This is a genomic window from Virgibacillus ndiopensis (assembly GCF_900187325.1).
Lineage (GTDB): Bacteria > Bacillota > Bacilli > Bacillales > Amphibacillaceae > Virgibacillus_E > Virgibacillus_E ndiopensis.
In genome coordinates, this window is record NZ_FZMZ01000004.1 from 508,810 (window position 1) to 532,619 (window position 23,810).

27 protein-coding genes are annotated in these 23,810 nt (G+C 36.0%); 8 read left to right on the forward strand and 19 right to left on the reverse strand.

Translation table 11 applies throughout. The features are described 5' to 3' along the window. From CS937_RS04915 to CS937_RS04935, 5 genes are all read right to left on the reverse strand, one after another. Entirely contained in the window at positions 1 to 1,239 is a 1,239-nt protein-coding gene (locus CS937_RS04915; protein WP_099157343.1) for a metallophosphoesterase family protein, read from the reverse strand. Between the two features lie 189 nt (positions 1,240 to 1,428). Next, a complete protein-coding gene (locus CS937_RS04920) occupies positions 1,429 to 2,679 on the reverse strand; it encodes an ABC transporter permease (RefSeq protein WP_099157344.1) in 1,251 nt (416 codons plus the stop codon). Continuing rightward, positions 2,672 to 3,571: an ABC transporter ATP-binding protein gene (locus CS937_RS04925; RefSeq protein ID WP_099157345.1), complete on the reverse strand. Its 900-nt coding sequence runs from the start codon at positions 3,569 to 3,571 to the stop codon at positions 2,672 to 2,674. The genes CS937_RS04920 and CS937_RS04925 overlap by 8 nt, the downstream gene beginning before the upstream one ends. A 29-nt stretch (positions 3,572 to 3,600) precedes the next feature. After that, the gene (locus CS937_RS04930) at positions 3,601 to 3,915 is read right to left on the reverse strand and encodes a DUF2178 domain-containing protein (protein ID WP_099157346.1); all 315 of its coding nucleotides are present in this window, start codon (positions 3,913 to 3,915) and stop codon (positions 3,601 to 3,603) included. Next, entirely contained in the window at positions 3,908 to 4,117 is a 210-nt protein-coding gene (locus tag CS937_RS04935) for a helix-turn-helix transcriptional regulator (protein ID WP_099157347.1), read from the reverse strand. Before CS937_RS04935 ends, CS937_RS04930 begins: the two co-directional genes overlap by 8 nt. Positions 4,118 to 4,293: 176 nt before the next feature. On the opposite strand from CS937_RS04935, the gene CS937_RS04940 reads away from it, so the two are divergent. After that, positions 4,294 to 4,479 carry a YhzD family protein gene (locus CS937_RS04940; RefSeq protein ID WP_099157348.1) on the forward strand — a complete coding sequence of 62 codons (186 nt, stop codon included), beginning with the start codon at positions 4,294 to 4,296 and terminating at the stop codon, positions 4,477 to 4,479. A 61-nt stretch (positions 4,480 to 4,540) separates the two neighbouring features. On the opposite strand, the gene CS937_RS04945 is transcribed toward CS937_RS04940, so the two are convergent. After that, positions 4,541 to 5,311 carry an enoyl-CoA hydratase-related protein gene (locus tag CS937_RS04945; protein WP_099157349.1) on the reverse strand — a complete coding sequence of 257 codons (771 nt, stop codon included), beginning with the start codon at positions 5,309 to 5,311 and terminating at the stop codon, positions 4,541 to 4,543. 120 nt (positions 5,312 to 5,431) lie between these two features. Further along, complete coding sequence (locus CS937_RS04950) at positions 5,432 to 5,797, reverse strand: YlbF/YmcA family competence regulator (RefSeq protein ID WP_099157350.1); 366 nt, start codon at positions 5,795 to 5,797, stop codon at positions 5,432 to 5,434. 143 nt (positions 5,798 to 5,940) lie between these two features. Here CS937_RS04950 and CS937_RS04955 point away from each other — a divergent pair, with 143 nt between their 5' ends. Then, positions 5,941 to 6,831 carry a PucR family transcriptional regulator gene (locus CS937_RS04955; protein WP_099157351.1) on the forward strand — a complete coding sequence of 297 codons (891 nt, stop codon included), beginning with the start codon at positions 5,941 to 5,943 and terminating at the stop codon, positions 6,829 to 6,831. A 115-nt stretch (positions 6,832 to 6,946) separates the two neighbouring features. Further along, positions 6,947 to 8,044, forward strand: a complete 1,098-nt coding sequence (locus tag CS937_RS04960) for an ABC transporter ATP-binding protein (protein ID WP_099157352.1) — start codon at positions 6,947 to 6,949, stop codon at positions 8,042 to 8,044. 208 nt (positions 8,045 to 8,252) lie between these two features. Here CS937_RS04960 and CS937_RS04965 read toward each other — a convergent pair whose 3' ends face one another. Continuing rightward, positions 8,253 to 8,459, reverse strand: coding sequence for an alpha/beta-type small acid-soluble spore protein (locus CS937_RS04965; RefSeq protein ID WP_099157353.1), 207 nt, complete (start codon positions 8,457 to 8,459; stop codon positions 8,253 to 8,255). A gap of 180 nt (positions 8,460 to 8,639) precedes the next feature. Continuing rightward, entirely contained in the window at positions 8,640 to 10,025 is a 1,386-nt protein-coding gene (gene fumC / locus CS937_RS04970) for a class II fumarate hydratase (RefSeq protein WP_099157354.1), read from the reverse strand. A gap of 308 nt (positions 10,026 to 10,333) precedes the next feature. Here fumC and CS937_RS04975 point away from each other — a divergent pair, with 308 nt between their 5' ends. Then, the gene (locus CS937_RS04975) at positions 10,334 to 11,251 is read left to right on the forward strand and encodes a zinc dependent phospholipase C family protein (protein WP_099157355.1); all 918 of its coding nucleotides are present in this window, start codon (positions 10,334 to 10,336) and stop codon (positions 11,249 to 11,251) included. Positions 11,252 to 11,357: 106 nt separating this feature from the next. On the opposite strand, the gene CS937_RS04980 is transcribed toward CS937_RS04975, so the two are convergent. Then, positions 11,358 to 12,668 (reverse strand): MFS transporter, encoded by a 1,311-nt coding sequence (locus CS937_RS04980; RefSeq protein WP_099157356.1) that lies wholly within the window; start codon positions 12,666 to 12,668, stop codon positions 11,358 to 11,360. Between the two features lie 309 nt (positions 12,669 to 12,977). Continuing rightward, positions 12,978 to 13,211 (reverse strand): IDEAL domain-containing protein, encoded by a 234-nt coding sequence (locus CS937_RS04985; RefSeq protein ID WP_099157357.1) that lies wholly within the window; start codon positions 13,209 to 13,211, stop codon positions 12,978 to 12,980. Between the two features lie 248 nt (positions 13,212 to 13,459). Here CS937_RS04985 and CS937_RS04990 point away from each other — a divergent pair, with 248 nt between their 5' ends. Then, complete coding sequence (locus CS937_RS04990; protein ID WP_099157358.1) at positions 13,460 to 14,335, forward strand: cation diffusion facilitator family transporter; 876 nt, start codon at positions 13,460 to 13,462, stop codon at positions 14,333 to 14,335. A gap of 83 nt (positions 14,336 to 14,418) precedes the next feature. Here CS937_RS04990 and CS937_RS04995 read toward each other — a convergent pair whose 3' ends face one another. The 3 genes from CS937_RS04995 to CS937_RS05005 are packed head-to-tail and all read right to left on the reverse strand — an operon-like array spanning position 14,419 to position 16,011. Further along, positions 14,419 to 14,949: a GNAT family N-acetyltransferase gene (locus tag CS937_RS04995; protein WP_099157359.1), complete on the reverse strand. Its 531-nt coding sequence runs from the start codon at positions 14,947 to 14,949 to the stop codon at positions 14,419 to 14,421. 43 nt (positions 14,950 to 14,992) lie between these two features. Next, the gene (locus CS937_RS05000; protein WP_099157360.1) at positions 14,993 to 15,286 is read right to left on the reverse strand and encodes an AzlD domain-containing protein; all 294 of its coding nucleotides are present in this window, start codon (positions 15,284 to 15,286) and stop codon (positions 14,993 to 14,995) included. Further along, positions 15,283 to 16,011, reverse strand: coding sequence for an AzlC family ABC transporter permease (locus CS937_RS05005; protein WP_099157361.1), 729 nt, complete (start codon positions 16,009 to 16,011; stop codon positions 15,283 to 15,285). The genes CS937_RS05000 and CS937_RS05005 overlap by 4 nt, the downstream gene beginning before the upstream one ends. An 876-nt stretch (positions 16,012 to 16,887) precedes the next feature. Here CS937_RS05005 and nhaC point away from each other — a divergent pair. Beyond that, entirely contained in the window at positions 16,888 to 18,255 is a 1,368-nt protein-coding gene (gene nhaC / locus CS937_RS05010; RefSeq protein WP_099157362.1) for a Na+/H+ antiporter NhaC, read from the forward strand. Positions 18,256 to 18,267: 12 nt separating this feature from the next. Here nhaC and CS937_RS05015 read toward each other — a convergent pair whose 3' ends face one another. Both CS937_RS05015 and map read right to left on the reverse strand, forming a co-directional pair. After that, positions 18,268 to 19,044, reverse strand: coding sequence for a cobalamin-binding protein (locus CS937_RS05015; protein WP_099157363.1), 777 nt, complete (start codon positions 19,042 to 19,044; stop codon positions 18,268 to 18,270). A 33-nt stretch (positions 19,045 to 19,077) separates the two neighbouring features. After that, on the reverse strand, positions 19,078 to 19,830 hold the full coding sequence (gene map, locus CS937_RS05020; protein ID WP_099157364.1) for a type I methionyl aminopeptidase: 753 nt from the start codon (positions 19,828 to 19,830) through the stop codon (positions 19,078 to 19,080). A gap of 267 nt (positions 19,831 to 20,097) precedes the next feature. Here map and CS937_RS05025 point away from each other — a divergent pair, with 267 nt between their 5' ends. Both CS937_RS05025 and CS937_RS05030 read left to right on the forward strand, forming a co-directional pair. Next, a complete protein-coding gene (locus CS937_RS05025; RefSeq protein ID WP_099157365.1) occupies positions 20,098 to 20,289 on the forward strand; it encodes a YjcZ family sporulation protein in 192 nt (63 codons plus the stop codon). A 48-nt stretch (positions 20,290 to 20,337) separates the two neighbouring features. Beyond that, on the forward strand, positions 20,338 to 20,454 hold the full coding sequence (locus tag CS937_RS05030) for a YjcZ family sporulation protein (protein ID WP_099157366.1): 117 nt from the start codon (positions 20,338 to 20,340) through the stop codon (positions 20,452 to 20,454). Positions 20,455 to 20,555: 101 nt separating this feature from the next. Here the strand turns inward: CS937_RS05030 and CS937_RS05035 are convergent, their stop codons facing one another. From CS937_RS05035 to CS937_RS05045, 3 genes are all read right to left on the reverse strand, one after another. After that, positions 20,556 to 21,314 (reverse strand): (S)-benzoin forming benzil reductase, encoded by a 759-nt coding sequence (locus tag CS937_RS05035; RefSeq protein ID WP_099157367.1) that lies wholly within the window; start codon positions 21,312 to 21,314, stop codon positions 20,556 to 20,558. A 25-nt stretch (positions 21,315 to 21,339) separates the two neighbouring features. Next, positions 21,340 to 22,320, reverse strand: coding sequence for a phosphotransferase enzyme family protein (locus CS937_RS05040; RefSeq protein ID WP_099157368.1), 981 nt, complete (start codon positions 22,318 to 22,320; stop codon positions 21,340 to 21,342). Between the two features lie 68 nt (positions 22,321 to 22,388). Further along, positions 22,389 to 23,759 (reverse strand): dipeptidase, encoded by a 1,371-nt coding sequence (locus tag CS937_RS05045; RefSeq protein ID WP_099157369.1) that lies wholly within the window; start codon positions 23,757 to 23,759, stop codon positions 22,389 to 22,391. Between the last annotated feature and the right edge of the window lie 51 nt (positions 23,760 to 23,810).

Consider the following 23,810-nt stretch of genomic DNA (forward strand, 5'->3'; position numbering starts at 1 on the left):
CTAATCACCCTCAATCTCTAATAGCTCTTGAATCAGTAATTGCTTCGCCTCATTTTTAATGGATTGCTCTTCCTCTTCCGATATGGCTTTGATATATTTTCTAGCTTGTTTATGACGATATAATTCCGCGATGTATGGATGAATGGACACATCTTCCGTATAACGTAAAAGTTCACCAATAAAATGATCTCCTTTATTCAAATCACTATCTGATAGCGATTGTTTATAGTCCACGTTAACACGAAAAATATAGAACCAATTTGTTTGATGGGCTGCAGATTCATTTAGCAATTCAACAATATCATCAAATAAACCTTCGTTTACCCAGCGTTTATGTTCTGGGTTTGTCGTTGTTACCGTAATGGAAAGAAGCTTAGAAACACTTTTATTAGGCATGTTCTGAATAGTTTTATCAATCAAAGGTTCCAGTTGATGTGGCTGTTTACAAGCAGACACATCGATTGTTACAGATTGAAACGTTATCGACTGTAATGGCATGAACGTTACATTTGTTGTTGTTTCATTTAAAGTAACATGATAACATCCTTTTTCACCGGATTCTTTACGGTGGCGACCTTGCGTATTCCCCGGGTAAATAACAAAAGGTTTTTCCGATAAAATTTCTCGTTGATGAATATGCCCAAGTGCCCAATAATCAAAATACTGTTCCTTTAAATCCGTTAATCTAAAGGGAGCATATACGTCATGCTCCGTGTTACTGGCGATACTTCCATGTAGCATCCCAATGTGGAATGGTATATTTTCGTCAGCTATCGTATATTCTTTTGCTTTATTTGTAAGGACAGCACGGTTCTCATAACTAAATCCGTAAATAGATACAAGCTCCTCCCCATCTCGTTTATATGTATAATGATTCACGGTTTCTTCATTGAAAATATACACATTATCTGGATAGTCAATTGGATGAATATTTCCTTTTATGTAATCATGATTTCCATAAGAAAGATATACATTAATCTTGTATTCTTTTAATTTCTCAAACGCTTTTCGTAAACGTATTTGTGCCTTGAGACTTTGCCTTTCATTATCAAATAAATCTCCAACCAATAGAACAAAATCAACTTGCTTATGAATAGCTGTTTCAACAAGCCGTTCTAGCGCAACAAATGTACTTTCTTGAATTTCTTTAAAAATATTTTCCGGCACACGGGTTAATCCGGTAAACGGACTGTCCAAGTGTAAGTCAGCTGCATGAATGAAGGAAATTTGATTTTGCATCAAAACACCACCTTTACTGATAGTTTATCAGAAGTTTTATACGAATGCACGTTCTGTACTAGAGGGAAGTAGGATAGCTCAGCTTTCGGGAACAGGTTGCAGCATAAAAGCTCATGTTCCTCTATTCTGGGCAATATCCCGGTCATACAAAAAGGCCACTACAGCGTGGCCTCCTCTTTCTTAAAAAGTCTAATCTTTTTTCGATAATTGCATTGCTTTTTTAAAATCTTTTAGTGAATTTGATTTACCATACATCAAAACTCCACCTTTGTAGACTCTTGCTCCAATTATTGCAAATATAATAATGGTTCCAATCAATATACCTAGTGATAATGCTACTTCCCACACAGGGACATCTAACATTCCTACGCGTAAAAACATGAGCATTGGACTGAAAAATGGAATGTATGAGCTAATGGTAACAAAACTAGCATCAGGTACGTTTAATCCATACATCGCAATTAAAAATGCTGCTACAATCAAAAACATCATTGGCATCATTAGCTGTTGCACGTCTTCAATTCGACTAACTAATGATCCTAACATTGCTGCCAATGTAGCATACAACAAATAACCTAGCATAAAGAATACTATGGCATAAATGAATAAGGACGGTGAGGCACCTTCAATTCCAAAATAGCTAAACACGCCACCAGTTAGTTCATCCTGATTCACTGAAATCATTGCATAAGCTACTCCAATGATCAAGACAATTTGCGTCAGTCCCAGTAGTGCAATACCGAAAATCTTAGCAAACATCTGTGTAACCGGAGATACGCTGGATATTAGGATCTCCATTACTCGAGATGATTTTTCCGTCGCTACGTCTTGTGCAATCATTTGTCCATATACTAATACGGTAATGTACAATAAGAATAACATTGCATAAACAATACCTCGTGCCCGACTAAGCTCTTCTCCCGTTTTTGCACTTTTATCGAGTGCAATCGCATTGAATGTAACCGGTGCATAGATTTCTGCTAGTTTTGCTTGATCAATTCCAGCCTGTTGTGTTGCAACGGCAACTTTAAGCTGTTGTAACTGTTGCTGAATAGCGGTTTGTTCACCTGCTTCGGCGATTGTTTTTGCATAGTAAGAAGCTTCTGGCAGTCCATCATCATTTAAGGTTAATGTAATTAATGCTTCATAATCTTCGGCTTGAACTGCATCTTTTGCGTCTGCCTCAGAACCATCATAAGCTACTAATTCCATTTCATCATTTGTACTCTCTAAACCTTCTTTTAATGGAGCAAATAACTCACCTGATTCATCTATTACCGCTATTTTGTCTGTACTATCTCCTGCAAAACTTTCCATTATCGTTTGGAAATTTGTTGCTCCTATGACGAATAAAAGTGTAACGATTGTACTGATCATAAACGACTTTGTTTTAAATCGCATCATGTATGTATGCGATAAAATTATCCAAAATTTATTCATAGGAGGCACCTACTTTCTCAATGAAAATATCGTTTAAGGATGGTTCCTCTAGGTCAAATTTGCGAATGAACCCTTTACCTTGCAAAGCTGCAAAAATTGCTTGTGATACTTCTTCATTTTCAATTTGCAGTTCACATCCTTCAGTCAAAGCTTTGTACATAATGACACCTGGCTGATCCTTTAAAAAATCAAGTGGTATATCTGCATGAACAATTAAATTTTTCTTACCAAAAGAACGCTTAATTTCACGCAATGAACCTTGTACAACTTGGTTGCCTTTATGTAGAATACATACATGTTCACATAACTCTTCTACATGCTCCATTCGGTGCGATGAAAAAACAATTGATGTACCTTGTTCTTTTAAATCAACAACCGCTTCCTTTAGCATTTCTACATTTATTGGATCAAGTCCGGAAAATGGTTCATCTAAAATTAATAGTTTTGGCTTATGAATAACTGCAGATATAAATTGAATTTTTTGCTGATTACCTTTAGATAATTCCTCTACCTTCTTATCGATGTATTCAGGTACCTTAAATCGTTCCAGCCATCCGACAAGCTCTGTTTCAACTTCAGTTTTTGTCATACCACGTAATTTTCCAAGATAAATTAACTGATCTCTTACTTTTAGTTTTGGATATAATCCACGTTCCTCAGGTAGATAACCGATTAGATGACTCTTATTATAGCTAATCGTGTCACCATTCCAGGAAATATCCCCTTCTGTTATGTCTAATAACCCTAAAATCATTCTGAATGTTGTCGTTTTACCCGCACCGTTTCCCCCTAGAAATCCAAACATTTCTTTTTCCGGTATTTCCAGTGAAAGGTGATCAACTGCGGTGTGCTGCCCAAACCGTTTTGTTACATCTTTTAAAACTAATGTCAAAATTTATTCCCCTCTCTTCCCATATTCCTTTAATTTTGCTTATTAACATAAACACTCGTAATAATTAGTGTTACGTTATGAAGAACATAAATACCAGTTACTAAGAAAAAGCTAAAGGAAATTCCTTCATAAATAATTGCAACTACCCAAGCAATTATTAGAATAATTAGCATTGAATCCCACGATCTTGCTTTTGCCCGGTTATTAATTTGTTGATATCGCTCATCAAACCGATTCTTTTTCTTACCAATATGCCTATTAATGTAGAAAACAATTAACCCAATTATTCCACCAACCAACAAACCGGAAAGTGACAATAGAATATCTATCGTATTTTCACTCAAGATTCTCATCCCCTTCAAAAATAAACAAATCCTCAATTGAACAACCAAACGTTTGCGCCAGCTTGTGTGCTAATATTAATGATGGTTTATATTTACCTTTCTCAAGTGAAATAATCGTCTGTCTAGATACCTTTAATTTATACGACAATTCCTCTTGTGTAATATGTAACTCGTTTCGCTTTTCCTTAATTAACGTTTTCATATTATCTCCTATACAAAAGTAAAGTTGACTTTACAAAAAGTTTACGTCACTCCCTTCCTTTTGTCAAGTTTACTTTACGTTAATTTTTAAATAGTTTTTTGAAAAAAGCAGGAATTTAATGATAAATCAAGAATAAATAATATAACTATGTTTTTTGACTTCAAGGAGGAAACGGTATGCGAACCTATATGTTAACTGTATTCGAGAAAACTGGCGAAAAACTATTAGACGAATCATTTTCTGCAGAGAATGATATTGAAGCAAAAAAAATCGGTGAAGCTCGTTTAGCCGAAGAAGGTTATCGTGAACATACACATCGTTGTGTATCCCCAGAAGCTAAGTTAATTCTATTTCATCGATAAAACACAAAAAAGGGCTACTTTTTATAGGAAGTAGTCCTTTTTTATATAGTAACGTTTATCATTATTCCCCGACAAATACAGGTTTTCTTTTCCCTAAAAATGCACGTACACCTTCATGATGATCCATTGTGTGACAAAGCTCCCATTGTGTTTGTTTTTCTGCGTGTAAATAGTAATCCAGCACTTCTTTCTGCTTCTCGTGGTAAAGAAATTTTGTTTTTACCATTGAAGTAAGCGGCTTTGACTGTAGCCTTTGCCCTAATTTGGTAGCATGATCAAGTGCATGTTGATCCGTTACAACATCTACTAAATTCATTGCCTGGGCCTTTTCCCCCTTCACTTGTTCCATTCCCCATATGAATTGCTTTGCTCGTTGCGTTCCAATTCGTTCCTGTAACCAGAAATGTCCTCCACCATCTGGTGCAAGCCCTACACCGAGAAATAGCATACCAAGTTTAGCATCTTCATTTGCAACAATATAATCTGCTGTGAGTGCTAGACTTAACCCCAATCCAGCTGCGGATCCTTGGACTGCCGATATAACCATTTTAGGCATCATATATAACTTCTTGGCAATCGCACATATTGTATCCATTACATTGTCATAATAGACTTTATCAGAAAAGTCAGCCATCATGCCAATATCACCACCAGCACAAAATGCCTTCCCTTTCCCACTTATAATTAGAACACGATCATCGTTATTTTCCACCTGTTCAATCACCTTTAACAAGTCCTCTAGCATTTCCTTGTTAAGTGCATTGTATCGGTCTGGTCGATTTAAATAAATATATGAAATATGATCAACACTTTCATAGAGTACTGTGCTCACCATTAATCCCCCTTTCCTAATTTCCATGTTAATCAATAATTCGATATTACTACTAAAAAATCCTTCATTAACTAAAAAAACGATCCGTAGATTAATTCCACGGATCGTTTTAGACTACAATTATTGTTCTGTATTTTCCTCTGATGGGTCGCCATATAATTCTTCTAAAGGTTTAGTAATAATACGGCTAACGTCATTAATAACGAGATTTAAACGTTGTTCTTGTTCCATTAATTTTGAAATATCGTTATGTTGTTGCACTAGTTCAACAACCTGGCGTGCTTTCTCAACTTCCTCTTCAGTAATTTCCTGACCCTGCATTTGTTTTTCCTGCAATGCCATTTGTGTGTTACGGAAATTATCAAACATTTGCTTAGCTGATTCATCACTCATTACCGCATCATAAGCTTCTTTTAAACTTTTAAATTCATCACTTTCGCGAATAGCTTTTTCTAATTCGTATGCACTATCATAAATATTAGGCAATGTATTTCCTCCTTAAAATTCTGCTATTGTATTCCTTCCTAACTATACCAAACGAGAACTATCATGTATACTATTTTCTAAACCGATTTTTCTACCTGAAAACGGTGTAATATATAATAAAAGACTAAAGAAGAGGATAGATTATGATAAACAAGTTACGCGAAATTTTCCCATCATTAATTCTTAAATCGAATATAGATAGGCCACAAGACAATGACTTTCAGTGGTATATAACATCCAGTAATGAAGTAATTGGCATTAAGAAAAAGGAGCTGACAAAACAAGCTGAAAATGTACTGTCTGCGCTTTTAACACCCTATCAAATAAGATTACCATTCCCTTCAGAAAAAGAGCAATATTGGTCTGAACTTATTAAAGCAGACAAAATTGAACAAGAAACTGAATCCCCTTACCGTTTCATCTATTTTTCATTTGCAAAAAACAAGTTAGAACCACTAGCATTTAAAGAGGCAATAAATGAGATTTTCACAAGGCAAATACCTATTCTATGGGAAACTGATCATTCTGGAATAATTGTTGAAGAACAAACTAATTCTACCGATGAAGCTACTTCCTACGAGCAAATTATTGATATATTAATGAGTGATTTATATGTAAAAATCAATTTTTTCGTTGGTCCGTTTCTTCATCAATTGAGTGATGCCAAATCCTACTATGTTACGTTAATACAAAATGCTGAAAAATCATTTTGTCGTTCTGAAAAAAAAGTCATTACTTATGTAGAAGCAATTCCTTATTTAATTGTGGAAAAAATTGGACCTGCTTTTCGTACAATGATTGCAGAAATAATATTAAAGGAAATCGCTGATGATCATGAGTTATTATATACAATTGAAACATTTATTGATTGTAACTTGAATATTTCTATAACTGCAAAGGAATTGTTTATGCACCGAAACAGTTTACAATACCGCATTGATAAATTTATTGAAAAAACAGGTATTGATATCCGAGATTTTAACCAGGCCATGACAGTTCACCTCGCCTTGTTATCTAAAAATTACATCGATTAGTAAACATGCACAAACCATTCCCAAATGTTTGTGCATGTTTACTATTTATGCTTTTCCTAATTTTGTATACAATTAAATTAATGAAAATGCTTACAAAAAATAGGGGGAAATAAAAATGGCAGAATTACGCTTAGATCATATTCAAAAATCATATGATAAAAAAGTTATTGCTGTAGATGACTTTAATTTAGACATTAAGGACAAAGAATTCATCGTTTTTGTTGGCCCGTCTGGGTGTGGGAAATCAACCACTTTACGAATGATTGCTGGATTAGAAGAAATTACTGGCGGTGAATTATTCATTGATGATAAAAAAATGAATGATGTTGCACCTAAAGACCGAGACATTGCAATGGTATTCCAGAACTATGCATTGTATCCACATATGAATGTTTACGATAACATGGCATTTGGTTTGAAGCTTCGCAAATTTAAAAAAGATGAAATTCAACAACGCGTTAATAACGCTGCAAAAATATTAGGATTAGAAGCTTATTTAGACAGAAAACCTAAAGCGCTTTCTGGTGGTCAGCGCCAGCGTGTCGCATTAGGACGTGCAATTGTTCGTGATGCAAAAGTATTCTTAATGGACGAACCATTATCGAATTTAGATGCTAAATTACGTGTGCAAATGCGTGCAGAAATACAAAAGCTTCATAAACGTCTACAAACAACTACAATTTACGTTACACATGACCAAACCGAAGCAATGACAATGGCAACGCGCCTTGTCGTTATGAAAGACGGAATCATTCAACAAGTCGGTGCTCCTAAAGAAGTATATGACAGTCCAGAAAATGTATTTGTTGGTGGATTTATTGGATCACCATCAATGAACTTTTTAAATGGTACATTAAATAATAATTACCTACTTTTAGATGATATAAAAATAAAAGTTCCAGAAGGAAAAATGAAAGTACTTCGTGAAAAAGGTTATGTTGATAAGGACATTATTCTTGGAATTCGACCTGAGGATATCCACGATGAGCCAGTGTTTATCGATTCTACTCCTGAAACAAAAATAAACGCTACAATTGAGGTTGCGGAATTGATGGGTGCAGAAACATATCTTTATTCAAAAGTAAACGATCAAGACTTTATTGCTCGTGTTGACTCCCGTTCTGACATTAATGGAGGAGAACATCTTGACCTAGCTTTTGATATGAACAAAGCACATTTCTTTGATCCAGAAACGGAGCAACGAATTAGATAATAATCAAAAGCTCATGGGCTTGATATTCAATTTTTAACAATACTTAAAAAACAGCTATTTTGTAATGATGCAAAATAGCTGTTTTTGTATAATTTTTATTTTGATGGAAATACTACCGTTAAATTATGTAAAATACAGAGGGATGTCTTAAAGACGATCCCTCTATATTTTGAATTAGGGGATGGGTCAAAACCCATCTCAAGCCATATTATTGAGGTTGTTGTCCGCCAAATTGTTGTTGTGCAGTTGCTACTAGACGTTTTGTGATTTCACCACCAACAGAACCGTTAGCACGTGAAGTAGTGTCAGCACCTAAGTTAACACCAAATTCTTGAGCAATTTCATATTTCATTTGATCAAGAGCTTGTTGAGCGCCAGGAACTACTAATTGGTTTGAATTGTTGTTGTTAGCCATGTTTATCACCTCCTGTAATCATATTGTTAGCATTTCATAAAAACTTATCACAAAATATTGTTGGTAAATTGTGCTTATAGATGAGAGCGTTTGATAGTAAGAGGATTTAAAGATATAAAAATGCTCATTACGCAATGGTAATGAGCATTTTTATATCTTATAGAATTATTGACATACTAGTTATTTAGGCTGTGTCATTTCTTTTGGATTAACATACTTATCAAACTCTTCTTCTGTTAATAATCCTAATTCAACAGCTGTTTCTTTTAACGTTGAGTTGTCACTGAATGCTTTCTTGGCAATCTTAGCAGCATTTTCATAACCAATATGTGGATTTAATGCTGTTACTAACATTAAAGAGTCATTCAAATATTTCTCAATTTGTTCATGGTTTGGCTCGATTCCCTCTACACAGCGTTCATTAAATGAAAGCATACTATCAGCAAGAAGACCACAAGATTGCAAGAAATTATAAGCAATAACTGGTTTGAATACATTTAATTCGAAATTTCCTTGACTTGCAGCAAACCCGATGGTTGCATCATTTCCCATTACCTGTGCTGCAACCATCGTAACTGCTTCACTTTGTGTTGGATTAACTTTCCCTGGCATAATGGAGCTACCTGGTTCATTTGCTGGGATTGTGATCTCACCTATCCCACAGCGCGGACCACTCGCTAACCAGCGTACATCATTTGCAATTTTCATTAGATCAGCAGCTAGTCCCTTCAATGCCCCATGAGCATAAACCGTCTCATCATGACTAGTTAAGGCATGGAATTTATTCGGTGCGGAAATAAAGCTTTTTCCTGTTTCTTCATTAACTGCCTCACAAACTTTTTCAGAAAACGCAGGATGAGCATTCAAACCTGTGCCTACTGCCGTTCCACCAATCGCAAGTTCTCTCAAATATGGTAAGCTTTCTGTGATCATGCTTTCCGACTTTTCAAGCATACGATGCCAGCCACTTATTTCTTGTCCAAGTGTTAAAGGTGTAGCATCTTGCAGGTGTGTACGACCAATTTTTACAATATCATTAAATGCTTCCATTTTTGTTCTTAACGTATCTTTAAGTGTGTGCAATGATGGAAGAACGGCATCTTCCACCTTCAAAACTGCTGCAATATGCATAGCAGTTGGGTATGTGTCATTTGAACTTTGTGATTTATTTACATCGTCATTTGGATGAAGTCTTATATTGCTTCCTTGTTCAGTCAACCATTGATTCCCAACATGTGCAATCACTTCATTAACATTCATATTTGATTGGGTCCCGCTTCCTGTTTGCCAAACAACTAAAGGAAAATGTTGGTCAAGGGTCCCTTCTACTACTTGATCTGCTGCATAGGCAATTGCTTCAGCTTTTTTTTGATCCATTAACCCTAAATCACTATTTGCTTTTGCGGCACTTTTTTTCAAAATCGCGAATGCTTTTACAATTTCTTTTGGCATTTTTTCGTTTCCAATTGGGAAGTTTTGCTTACTGCGTTGGGTTTGTGCTGCCCAATATTTATCAGCAGGTACCTTAACCTCTCCAAGTGTATCCTTTTCTATACGATAATCCATTCATGTAGCCTCCCTATGTATATGCTTGTTTTTTCCCTTCCTCTATTTTAGTACAGCCCGAATTGCAAAACAATTTTTTTGTTACAAAAACAACAATTATTCTCATGATCATCAATTCATTTAGTGTGGATTTTTGTACTTATCATAAACGAATCAGACATTCACGAGCAGTTATCTCTTATTAAAAATATCGTTTTTCAAATTAGAGGATTAAACACCAGTTAATTCGTAACGAAATTGTCTATGTTTTTTTCACCAAATTTTACGGAATATCTCGTATAATAGAAACTAACTAAGGAGGATTTCGTATGCCAAATATATGGACTCATATGCTTTTTTGTGAGGATGTTGTAGATACAATCAAAAATCCTACCCAGATTTCACAGCACGAAGCTTATATGAAATTAGGTGCTCAAGGACCAGATCCATTTTTTTATTATAATTTTTGGCCGTGGGTTAAAGAAGAACCTGTTCACAACATTGGAATGGTATTACATACAATGCGATGTGGAGCATTTTTAATGGACTTAATTGTTTCTGCAAAAGATATGGACCATCATGTTAAAGCCTATGTATTTGGATTTGTAACACATCACATTTTAGACAGAAACGCACATCCGTATATTCATTTCCGTGCGGGTTACGAAGGTAACAAACACCAAAAACTTGAAATATTAATCGATACAAAAATGATGGAAAAATACCATAATCTAAAAACATGGAAAGTACCAGTATACAAGGAAATTGATGTCGGCTATACATTGGACAAGGATATCGCCTGCTTACTTCATTCAACAATAACAAAACATTATCCGGAAGTGAAAGACGAAACAACTTTGCACAATATAAAGAAATCATACCGTGATATGAAATTGGCTTTACGACTGTTAGCTGATCCATATGGATGGAAAAATAACCTATTAGGTTCGCTTGTTTCATCTTTCTCCCATCAACCAATAAAAGATGATGTAGACTATTTGAATTTAAATGAAACAATCTGGCATCACCCTGCAACCAATGAGCCATGTTCCGAAAGCTTTATTGAACTTTATAATAGAGGTCTGGCAGAAGGAATTGAAATTATGACAGCATTATTAGAATATTGGGAAGGTCGAAACGATGCGTCCATACAGCTGCTTCATGATTTAATTGGGGATATCTCATATGATACCGGAAAATCTTTAACATTGAACTTAGAGAACAAATATAGTGCACCTATTGTATAAGGAAACCTGTGTGTTTTCCCGTAGCGGTCACAGCGAGCAAACATGATTTTGAGTTACATTACATTTCTATAAAATGAGGCTATCGTATTGACAGCCTCATTTTTTGTTAATTCGGTTTGATTTCAATTTTCTCTTCCATATTTGTATTTCTTCTAGCATCAGCTACACCCTTTTCAATATTTACAAATCGTAATAGGGTAATACCAATGATAAAGAAAATGACAAGTGACATAATACCTAATCGGCTGGAACCGGTCAGCTGCCCAACTAATCCAAATAAGAATGGACCAAAAATTGCTGCAAACTTAGAGGATATCCCGTAAAATCCAAAAAATTCAGCATGTCTATTTGCTGGAACCATACGACCATAAATCGACCTACTTAACGCTTGTGCACCACCTTGTACGAATCCTACACAAATGGCTAAAAGATAGAAATGGGTCGCTGTAGTCATAAAATACCCCAAGATAACGATTCCAACATAAATATACAATGATATTGTCAAAGCCTTTTTAGCCGAGATTTTATTAGCTAGCCATCCAAAAAAGAACGTAAAAGGGATCCCAACAAATTGTGTAATTAAGAGTGCTACAATTAACGAATTTTGCGCAAGTCCGATTTCTGTTCCATATATGGTCGCCATTTTTATAATAGTAGAAATACCATCGTTATACATCCAAAAAGCTAGTAAAAATATCAGTAATTGCTTATACTGTCTTAGTTCTTTAAATGTAGTTGTAACACGTGTATAGCCAATCTTGATATAAGATTTATCACGTTTTTGAGAAACTCTCTTCTCTTCTCTTATATTTTTCAATAATGGTAGCGAAAAGATAAACCACCATACCCCCACGGAAGCAAAGGAAATCTGACTTGCAACCGTAGAATTCGGTATACCAAACATGTCGTATTTCAGAATCATTAGAATATCTATTGCTAATAGTATTCCACCACCAATATAACCGAATGCAAAGCCACTGGATGAAATTTTATCAATATCCTCCTCAGCAGCTATTTCCGGAAGAAATGCATCATAAAAAATATTTGCACTTGAAAATCCTATCGTTCCTACAATCACCAAAAGGGAAGCAAATAGATAATCTCCCTCACCTACAAACGCTAATAGAATACTTGCAATAATACCCATGAAAGCAAAAAATTGCAGAAATTTCTTTTTTGCTGCTGAAAAATCGCTAATTGCTCCTAAAAATGGTGCTAAGATTGCAACAATTAGCACTGCAATTGATTGCGAATAACCCCAATAACTAGTTGCTACCGTATCATCTAAATTTGCAGCAGCGACATTGGAATAAAATATTGGTAATACAGCGGCCATAATTACAGTAGCAAATGCAGAATTACCAAAGTCATATAACATCCAGCTAAATACTGTCTTTTTATTTTTCACTTTTACCATGCCCCCCTCTCCTACTAAAGCATATCAGATTGCTTGAATGATTAGGACTATTTTTTTTAAAATTAAACAAAAGCATGGGCACCCATTTAACAATGTGTGAACTGGGCACTGCCAAGAGGGTGGTTAGGTATTGCAGTGTATAGCAGCGGTTTTAATCGAACGGGGAATAAAGGAAAAATCGGTTGAGTAGCGAATCGATGTAGACTTATTTTCCATATGCTCCCACCAATTGTTGTAAGTTTTATGTATAAAAAGTACTAGCTCATCCTCATAAAAAAGCCTTACCAAGCAAGGTAAGGCTGTGTCTATTTATTCCCAAATAAAATGTCTGTATTCTTTGCTTAACTTTAAAAATTCCTCTTTATTTGCATTATCAATGGAGCTGTTTATTGCAGTTTCTAACTTCGCTTTATTCCAGTTAAAGCATAATTCATCTAATATCATTTGTGAAGACAATTTTAATTCATACGGGATTTCCCGTTTTGCATGAAGAGTTTTACCATCATAACGATAATACCGATAAATTAACTTTTCCTTTTTCATGGAACACGCCCCCTTGTTCCTTTTTTCTATTATCCTAAATCTTTGGAATAATTGCAACAAAAATGCAAAAAATAGTTAAAATTAATTTAGTAGCTCAAATGTTCTTGAATTTTACCAAATGAAACTTACTTTGCTTTTGTCAATACATGTAACCAAGCGCTTGAATGTTTCTCTAGACTCACCACATACTACTTTGGTAGACTATTATAGCTGTAAGAAAAGGGCTTTATTTCACTGGAGGCATATGCATGGATCAAGCAGAAAACTTAAAAAGAGGAGAAAAAGGTGCTTGGATTAGTATCTTTGCATATTTATTCTTATCAATAATTAAATTAGTTATAGCCTATATAGGAGATTCAGAAGCATTGCGTGCAGATGGGTTAAATAATTCTACTGACGTGATAGCCTCGATAGCGGTTCTTATTGGACTGAGAATTTCTCGTAAACCACCTGATGAAGACCATCATTATGGACACTACCGTGCTGAAACAGTTGCATCATTATTCGCAGCTTTTATTATGATGTTTGTCGGAATTCAAGTTATGTATAATACATTTAAAAACCTTTTAACAGATAACTCTACACAACCAGATATGTTAACGGCTTGGACTGCTATCATGGCTGCCATTGTGATGTTTTTCGTTTATCGCTATAATCTAGCTCTTGCTCGAAAAATAAAAAGTTCATCACTTTTTGCCGCTGCTCAAGATAATCGTTCTGATGCTTTAGTAAGTATGGGGGCATTTGTCGGCATAATTGGTGCTCAATTTGGTGTATTTTGGCTCGATCCTTTAGCAGGACTTATTGTCGGCGTGATCATCTGCAAAACTGCCTGGGACATTTTCAAAGATGCTACACACACGTTAACAGACGGATTTGATGAAAAACAGTTAGCAAAAATTGAGGCAAGTATCGCAAAAGTGTCAGAGGTTAAAAAAGTAGATGATGTAAAAGGACGGGTACACGGAAATCAAGCTTTTGTGGACATTACAATACTAGTCGATCCCAAACTTAACGTAAAAGAAAGTCATGCGATTACCGAGCGGATTGAACAATTATTAGCAAAAAAGCATAACATCACATACGCGCACATTCATATTGAGCCGTATAGTAACCACAATTAAAGCACCGTTTTTGTCACCCCAATAAGCGAGTTGAGTTTTGACTCTTTGGGGTATCTTAAGCGGTGCTTTTTCATATAAATAGGTTACTTAAAAAGTTTCAACAGCTCGTCAATGTTCTCCCATCCATAAGCTGTTTCCTGATAGGTTCCTTCTCCAATTGTTGTTTCTTCCTCTCCAACAGGCAATGCTTGATAGCGTTCATAAAATCTGCTGGAAGGATTTTGCTTTAATATCCACACAAGTATCGATGCATATCCAAGCGCTTTTACTTCTTCAGCAAATACTTTCAAAAGTTTTGCCCCAAGTCCCATTCGTTGAAATTCCTCCAGCAAATAAATGGTGTATATTTCACTATCATAATTAAATCGTTTCGTTCGTTCAGGTCCCCCAGAAACAAAGCCGACAATTTTTTCATCATTATGAATAACAAATGTGCATTGTTCCTTTTTCTGCATTCGTAAAACCGTTTCCCATAATGCTTTTCGATTTTCATATGTAATATTAGATAAGTCTTTCTCTTCAAGTAAATCAGTATATGTGCTCTTCCAACTGTTAACATGAATATTTGCAATTGCCTCTGCGTCATCATAAACAGCTTTTCGAATCGAAAACATAGAAAGTCCCCCTATCGTTCCAATTACTTTTCTCGTATCTTCTTTATAGTGCAAAAAGAAAAACAGTTACTATCGCGCCAAGCACAACTAAGATAACATTTAGCCCCAAATAAGCTAAGATAATAGCTACAAATCCACCGATTAATCCTACATGTGGCTGGTCAGCTTTAACAGTCATTATGCCAGGAAAAATTAACGCTCCTAATGCTGCATACGGAATTGCGTTTAACCAACGATTTGCCCAGTCCGGAAATTTTATTTTGTCAACTATATATGCTGGAACTAATCTAGGAATCATAGTAACAAGTGACATTCCAATTATTATCGCAAAAATCATGAATGGTCCTCCTTCAGCAAATAGATTCCGCTTAATCCACCTAAAACAGTCCCAAACACAATTGCCCAGCCATCACTCATAAACATGCTGCACAACGCATTAATAAGCATAGCGATAATGGCAATTAATCCTATTTTAATTTCTTTCTTTACCGATGGAATTAATAATCCAATAAACATTGCATACAAGGCAATCCCCATGCTCTGGCTAAGATTTTCCGGGATGATTTCACCAAGAACACCACCCAAAAAGGATCCAAAAACCCATGAGAAATAAGCCGTCATAATCAATGCAGTATAGAATAATGTGCCTTTTTCCATTTTCGCTTCTTTCGTATGTAATGAGGATACCGCAAACGTTTCATCAGTCAAACCTAATGATAAAGGAACTTTCCAGTTAAGTCCAATACCTCTGAGGCGATTCATGAACGATAAACTCATTACAAAGTGACGGAAATTAAGTACAAAAGTAGCAACAATAATCTCTACCGCTCCAGCACCAACCGCTATCATATTTGCTCCCATAAATTGACTGGCACCAGCAAAAACAAGAACGCTCATCATCGTCAATTCGAGTAATGACATCCCTGCCTGTTTCGCTAAAACTCCATATGTAATAGCAATAGGTAAATACCCTACCATAATCGGAAATCCTACAGCAATTCCGCGTTGAATTATTTGTAAAGATTGTGATGCTTCGTTTTTATTTATCGCCTTTGTCACCATTTCGCATGCTCCCCTGATTAGAAAATTAAAACTATTGTAACTGATTTTTTTGAATATAGAAAGCTTTTAATCTGAAATAATTTTTGTTGACAAATATAGAAAATACAATGTATATTAGCTATTAATATTTCCAAAAAAAATGAATACGATTGTTCGGGAATGCGAAGTAGATTTTTTCTAGGCAGCAATAGAGACAGGGTGGCTGGTGTAAGCTCTGGCAGGAAAAATTTCGAATTACACATTCGGTTTAGACGAATCTTTTTATAAGAGGATAAGTTATGTACTTATCAATCAGGGTGGTACCGCGGAGTCAAAGCTTCGTCCCTACTTAGGGATGAGGCTTTTTTATTAGGCTTTTTTTGTAAACTTTGATGCTTTTTAACCTCGTAGTTTCAGTAAAATGCGACGTAAATCATTTAATTGTTAAATCTAATTCTTGATCGTCGTCCGAGATCGCTACGGGCGGATGTTTTCCGCGGGCATGGCCTCAGCCTCCTCGAGAAAAACACTCTGCGGGGTCTTCGGACTCGTACTGTTCCCGCAGGAGTCACCACCCTCCGCTCACCCGGACTAGTGATGTGGTATAATGCGGTCTTCATAACAATTTTTATTCCACCTATGGACCGTAACCGCAACACCAGCGAAGGAAATACACGGAGACTCCTGTGGGATAGCGAAGACGATGAGACCCCACAGTGAGTGGGTTTCTCACGAGGAGGATCATAGCGAGCCCACGGAAAGCGTAGTGTATTTCCGCAGCGGTAGAAGGTCACCAAACATAATTTTTCATCATGTCGCATTTTATGTATTTTGTGTAAAAAAAACAACCTTTTAGAAAACATCCTTTTATTATTACAACAACAAGGAGGAACCTACATGTTTCCAATCAATCCAAAGCATAATCCATCTATAGGGGAGTCTATATTACTTTTTATATTCATTATTGGACTCATAAGTTATTTCATCATTGAATTAGAAACCGTTCCACATGTACCGATTTTGCTTGGGATTTTTGCACTTCTTGCATACGGATTATTGAAACACATCACTTTCAAAGATCTTGAAGAAGGCATGATTGCCGGGGCTAAATCCGGAATGGGGGCCATTTTCTTATTTTTATTAATTGGTGTACTAATTAGTAGCTGGATGATTAGTGGAACGATACCAGCATTAATTAACGCCGGCTTTACAATTATTGGGGGCACATGGTTTTATGCAATTGTCTTTGCTGTTACAGCGATAGTAGGGATTTCACTTGGTAGCTCATTGACCACAACTGCAACGATTGGTGTTGCATTTATAGGGATGGCAAGTGCGCTTGATGCCTCCATGGCTATTACAGCTGGTGCAATTGTTTCCGGTGCATTTTTCGGTGATAAAATGTCACCTTTGTCAGATACAACAAACTTAGCTTCAACGATCGTGCAAGTGGATTTATTTGATCATATTAAACATATGAGCCTAACGACGATTCCAGCTTTTATTATTACCTTTATCCTGTTTACTGTACTATCGCCTAACAAAGCGGTTCCAATGCAAAATATAACTGATTACCAAGATGCATTAGCTCAAGTTAACTTAATTCATTGGACTTCATGGTTACCATTGCTCGTTTTGGTTATCTGTACAATTTTTAAAGCACCTGCCTTTATAGCGTTAGCATTAAGTAGTTCTTTAGCAACGCTTTTGGCTACTATTACAAATCATTTAGCCTGGTCTGAAATATGGGCTATTTGGTTTAACGGATACACAGGAACTACGAATTTTCAACCGGTGAATGACCTTCTGACTAAGGGAGGCATTAACAGTATGTTATTTACGGTATCATTGGTTATTTTAGCCTTGGGATTTGGTGGGCTTTTGTTTGTTACAGGTATCATTCCATCAATCTTGACCGCACTTCAGAAAAAACTTAAAAAGGTAAGATCCATTATTATTTCTACAGCTGCTACTGCAATTGGTGTAAATGTATTAATTGGTGAACAATATTTATCAATTATGTTAACAGGCGAAACGTACAAAAGCATTTACCAAAAATCTGGACTTCCTAACAAAGTTTTATCTCGAACATTAGAGGATGCTGGAACTGTCATCAATCCACTCGTTCCATGGAGTGTGTGTGGCGTATTTATAGCTGATGTATTAGGTGTTTCGGTATTAACTTATTTACCCTTTGCATTCTTTTGTTTACTAAGCCCGATCATTACCATTATCTTCGGAGGAATAGCACATACAAAAAACTGACCCTTACTCGGGTCAGTTTTTTGTATGTGCTATTATTGATTCCAGTTTCCGAAGTCCTTCTAACAATCTCGGTGATGGTCTGCAATAGAGGGACTCTTCCAAAACATGGATGTTATCATTCTGAACAGCTTTCATTTCTTGCCAACCAGGACGATTTACAACTAGCTCTGGTCTCATCTTTTCTTCCTTTACACCAACCCACACCATACAAATATGATCTGGATTTCGTTTTTTGACGTCCTCCCAATCAGTTTGAACGCTGGCAACATTTTCAGTGTCAAAAATATTCCGTGCACCAGCAAGCTGGCTGATTTCGGTTAACCAATTAACACTACCTGGAGTAAAAACAGGCTTTGGCCACCATTCCCAATACAGTAGCGGTTTCTCTTGTTTGGTAAACGATTTTCGTTTATAATGCTTTATTTCTTCAAGAAAGGCCACAGACTTTTCACGACCTAATTCATCACAGTATAAAGCACTAGCAACCGATTGAATATCTTTGGCAATCTCTTTAAGAGAATTCGGGTTTAATATAATATATGGTAGTCCTTTTTCTTCAAGAGCAGCAATATTTTTCTCCATCCCCGGTACACTTAGAGAGGCTAACACGAGATCCGGTTCTAATTCCGCTACTTTATCCATATTAATTGAAAGGTCAGGTCCTAATTTCGGAAGCTGCCTCACTTTTTTAGGCCAATCCGAAAAATTGTCTACACCTACTAGTAACTCGGTTTTTCCTAGATAAGCAATTATTTCCGTATTACTTGGACATATAGAAATAACACGCATACTTCAAGTCCCCTCCAAAAAAGAAAAGCCAAATTAACTGTCTTGTTCTGTAATAATTAATGGACCATCTTTTGTAATCACTATTGTATGTTCATACTGTGCAGAACGTCCGCCATCAACTGTTCGTGCTGTCCAGCCATTGGTATCCATCTGACTTTCCCATGTTCCTTCATTGATCATTGGTTCAATTGTGATTACCATACCTTCTTTTAAACGTAAGCCTTTATTAGGTAATCCAAAATGAGGGATGTGTGGATCTTCATGTAATGTTGGTCCTATCCCGTGCCCTGTAAAATCTCTTACAACTGAAAATCCTTCCCCCTCAGCGTAAGTTTGAATTGCATGGCCTATATCCCCAATACGACTACCAACTTGAGCATGCTCTATTCCTTTATAAAGAGATGTTTTTGTAACGTCTAACAGCTTTTCCCCTACTTGATCCACTTCACCAACTTTATAAGACCATGCTGAATCAGCTAATCCCCCATTCAAATTAACAACCATATCGATTGTTACAATATCTCCATCAACAAGTTTTTCTTCTCTCGGAAAACCGTGACAAACCTCATCATTTATTGATGCACATATTGCATACGGATAACCATTAAATCCTTTTTGCTCTGGTGTTGCACCATGTTCCCTCAAAAATGTATCCACAAATGTATCAATTTCCATTGTTGTAATTCCTGGTTTTATCATTTTTGCAATTTCTTTATGTGTTTTTACAAGCAGTTTGCCTGCTTCTTGCATCATTTCAATTTCGCGTTTACTTTTTCGTGTAATCATAACTTTCTTCCCTTCAAACCTATATTACTATAAATTATTCCCATACATTTTATTTGCACCCTCAAGTTTATCATAAATTCATCTTAAAATACGGATAGATGCATGAAAACTTTTACTAAGGTTTTTACCCATATATGAACGTATTCAAAAAGTTCCCGATTAGACGTGTCAACCTCCTCTTATATGTATTATATGTATCAACTATATTACCAAATGACTAAGCCCATTTAAACATTAGCCCTTCCAAGTTACGTATAAACGCATACATTGTTAAAAGAGGAGGTGGAGTTTTTGAGTGATCAACATGGTGGAGGCAACAACTTCGCATTTGTAGTCGTACTTTTTATCCTTTTAATAATCGTAGGTGCTAGTGGATTTACAACTGGCGGCTATGGTGGTGGATACGGTGGCACCAGTGGTGGCTTCGGATTTGGTGGCGGCTACGGTGGTTTTTATTAAACTGCTATCGCAAAAAAATTCACTTTTATTTAAGGAGGTGAGCTTATAATGAGCTACGGTCAAGGTGGCGGCTACGGCTACGGTGGTGGCTTCGCATTAATTGTCGTACTATTCATCCTGTTAATTATTGTTGGTGCAGGTGGATTTGTTGGCGGAGGATACTAATATTTATATGTCAGGTCGCTCTTAACATCATTCACAGCGACTACAACTATTCCCTGAAAATCTGCCTTATGAATAGGCAGATTTTCTTACTAATTCTTTACTTAAAGATAATCCTTCACATTGTATATTTTTCCATTTTCAATATTACCTTTGTCTCTTAAAATATCGACAAGTACACCACCTACAGCGTAGGTATCCTTTAATAAATTACTTTTTTTATATTCTTTAAATATGTCTACTTCAATAAAAGTCTCATGAGAGCTTTCGCGAATTCTTTCTTGCATAGCCGTATCCATTTTTCCAGGGTCAAATGCAATTACTTTGTTTCCTGTTTTCAGCTCATCTTGTTCAAGCGCAACAGTCTGTGTATACATATTAATACTTGCTTTCGTACTACAATAAGCACTCCAACCATAGACTGGCCTGTTTGCAGCACCAGATGTGACTGTCACACCAACCATTGATATATTCATTTCATGCGCCTTTTTTAAAAATAAATTCGTAATAACCATCGGTGCAATCGTATTTACCCGAACATGTTTGGAAAGGTCCGAGCTCTTTATATTCATGACTTGATCAATAGGTTCCAAAACTGCTGCATTATTTACTATATATAATGTGGTAGGTTCATGCGGGAAAATCTGCTGACTGATCTGTTCAATTGTTTCCTCGATGTGATCACTATTTCCTAAATCACAACTAAAATGACGGAATATAACATTATTTTGCTTTGCTATTTCATCTAGCTTCTCATTACTACTTCGAGAAATCCCTACTACATGTATTCCTAACTCTAAAAACAATGTAGCCACCGATTGACCCAAACCACGTGACACACCCGTAACAACCGCAAAATTCATTGTTTAGCCCCATTTCATAAAAATATCAAATAGCAACAATTGGTTCCCGATTTTCAATTCGTCGCTTTAATTGTTTTATTATTTCTTTAACTGTATCATTTCGCTCTTTATGATCTGTCTTTTTATTCAAAGCAACGTATAATGTGATATCTCTCATATGCAAAAAAAGAGTAAGATGATTTTTCCAATCTACCGGCGGTTTCGTCTCCTGTAGATACCCATTCATAAATTCACGTAAAAATAGTTCCGCAAATTTTTCGTTTTCATTAGGCGTTTGATCACGAGACTTTGCCATGCACGCATAATACAATGGTATTGCAATATCTGATGCATACCAATAATAACAACAATCATCGAAGTCAAATACATCAATACTTTTCCCATCATAAAAGAAATTACCATGGTGTATATCATTGTGAATTAATCCGTAATTTTCTTTTGTTTGTGGTAAGTGATCTAATTCATCAAACAATTTTTTCGATTGTTCAATGACCCGTGATTCAGTTGGAACGTACCTATCAATTTCCAACAAGTCATCGTCAAACCATTGCGATCTTTTATTTAATTTTGGCTGATATACCTTTGTCAACCGATGCATCTTACCGGTTTCTTTTCCCCAATGAAAAAATAACTTTTCGTTAAAAAGTTCATCATTTGGTTTTACTAATTTCCCATTTGCCTTTGAAAATAAACACCCATAAAAACAAGTGCCATCTTGCGCCTCTATTTTTTCAATCAGTTTTGCGTTTCGTGAAAGAAATACTTTTGGTACATTTACTCCATTTTCATGCAAATAGTTGACCCAGTCAATTTCTGATAAAATTTCTTCTTCATCACGATGCGAACTATGTGTGATGCGTAAAATGTATGGGCTTGAATCCCTTTGCACTTCAAAAACGTAATTTTCAAAGTCCCCTAATTTTGTTGTCTTACTGTCCAATTTAAAATAATGTAAAAGTTGCTCTACTACATCTGATGAAAAAACATTTTCGACTGATTTCTCCATTAGTCCACCCCTGATATGGTAAAAATTCTTCCCTAGGCTAACTTGCAAAGGGAAGATAATTTCGTTCTCTATTTACTAATTACTTCGCTCCAATAATGTACTAATGTTTCCATTCCTTTATCAAAGCTATCTAATGGAAAACTCTCATTAGGAGAATGCAAACGATCATCAGGTGTACCAAAGCCTAATAAAACGATTGGTATGTTGTAAATTGCTTCAATCCATTCAACGACAGGGATTGACCCACCCATTCGCACAAAAACCGTTTCTTTATCAAATGCTTTCGTATAGCTTTTTGCAGCTTTTTTAATCAATGGATGATCTGGTTCAACTTTATAAGCTTTTGCTGATAACTTTTCTTTTTTCACATCAACCGTAACACCTGTTGGCACTATTTTGTTTACATGCTCCTCAAGCAACATCTGTATTTTTTCTGGATCCTGTCCGGGTACAAGACGACAAGTTATTTTTGCAGTTGCTGATGATGGAATAATTGTCTTAGTTCCTTCACCTTGGTATCCACCAAAAATCCCGTTAACTTCAAAAGTTGGCCGAGCCATTGTGTGCTCTTTTGCTGTATACCCTTTTTCCGAGACGGTTTCTTTGACTCCTGTAGATGCTTCGTAGTCTTCACCCTGTACTTGTTTGATTAACTCTCTTTCTTCATCCGTTAAGGGATCAACATCGTCATAAAATCTATCAACCGTTATAACTTCTTCTTGGTTTTTCATAGAAGCCAAAATATGATTCAATGCCATGATTGGGTTTCGGACCGCTCCACCATACATTCCTGAATGCAAATCATGATCAGGACCTGTTACGGTTATTTCAATTCCAGTGAATCCTTTTAGTCCATAAAGAATTGTGGGCTGATTTTCGGCAACCATTCCCGAATCTGAAATCACTGCAAAATCAGCGTCAAATTGCGCTTTCTTATCATGCAGAATTTCATATAAATTCTCACTGCCGATTTCTTCTTCTCCTTCAATGCAAACCTTTACGTTTAACGGAAGCTTACCTTCTGTTTTCATATACGCCTCAAACACTGCTAGGTGCATGAAAACTTGTCCTTTATCATCACTTGATCCACGCGCATACAAACGACCATCACGAACTTCAGGTTTAAATGGATCACTATCCCACAAATCTATTGGATCAACTGGTTGAACATCATAATGCCCATAGAATAAAACAGTCGGTGCATCCGACCCTGCTTGATTGTATTCCGCGTAGATTAGCGGGTGTCCACCGGTTTCCTGTTGTTCCACTTTATCGAAGCCGATATCTTGCAAATAGTTTTCAAGGAAATTTGCCGCTTCTTTAATATCTTTTTTATGTACACTGTCCGTGCTTACACTTGGAATGGATAAAAATTGATTTAATTTTTCTAAAAGCTGTTCTCGATTTTCAGATAGATAATTTAATGCTTTTTCACTCATATTCAATTCCTCCAATACATTTGTTAATTTATATTCTAGCATAATCTATTT